3 pseudogenes are annotated in these 681 nt (G+C 63.9%); 1 reads left to right on the forward strand and 2 read right to left on the reverse strand.

Annotation, left to right across the window (positions count from 1 at the left end):
* Positions 1–168, forward strand: a pseudogene (locus C9413_RS34360) (transposase); the annotation flags it as partial.
* On the opposite strand, the pseudogene C9413_RS34105 reads toward C9413_RS34360, so the two are convergent.
* Together C9413_RS34105 and C9413_RS32530 are read right to left on the reverse strand one after the other, a co-directional pair.
* A pseudogene (locus tag C9413_RS34105) lies at positions 143–282 on the reverse strand (AAA family ATPase); the annotation flags it as partial. The pseudogenes C9413_RS34360 and C9413_RS34105 overlap by 26 nt on opposite strands.
* Positions 283–520: 238 nt before the next feature.
* A pseudogene (locus tag C9413_RS32530) lies at positions 521–681 on the reverse strand (IS66 family transposase); the annotation flags it as partial.

Below are 681 nucleotides of genomic sequence, written 5' to 3' on the forward strand. Positions count from 1 at the left end.
ACGGACGTCGAGGCCCACCCCCGCCGTATCCTCATGTCGATTCCGGGTGTCGGAGCGATCACCGCAACCTCCTTCACCACAGCTATTGAGGACCGGGACAACTTCAGGAAGTCCGATCCGTTGGCGAGCAGGCTGTGCGCTGCCTGGCGGCTCGCGCTCTGGACTCGAAGCGCTTCTGACGGCGCGTTGTCGCCTCCGTTCGAGAAGGAGGGCAAGCCATTCGCCGTGCTCGAGAGCTCTTGCCTCCGGACGCGTGTCCAGTTCCTGGAAAGCGCTTGCCATGCCGGAAAGACAGAGTTCGCGCAGATGTCGAGTCTTCTTAATGAAAGTAGCCGGCGCCACGAAGATTGGCGTGCTCACCGACGGCGGCAGCTTCGGCGGTGTGCCCGGACGCCTTGTGGGTTTTGATGAGGGCGGTGATGCTTTTCCAGTCCAGGTCGCCGATCTCGAGCCCGGGCTGAGACAGCTTCCGCCTGCGCCGTGTCGATCGCCTGGTAGAGCTTGAGAACGCCGAGGCGCAGCGGCGCATGTAGTCGGCCTGTGGTTCGCCGTCATCGGGCTCTTCGTCCCGCACCTGCCTTTCAATCCGGTAGAGCTGGTCGAAGAACTTAAGGGCCTGCGCCGGCGGCCCGCCGGGTTTCTTCCTCGCCTTGAGGGCGTCGACAAAGCGCCGCCTAGCGT

It is taken from the genome of Rhizobium sp. SEMIA 4085 (assembly GCF_013004495.1).
Taxonomy (GTDB): Bacteria; Pseudomonadota; Alphaproteobacteria; order Rhizobiales; family Rhizobiaceae; genus Rhizobium; species Rhizobium gallicum.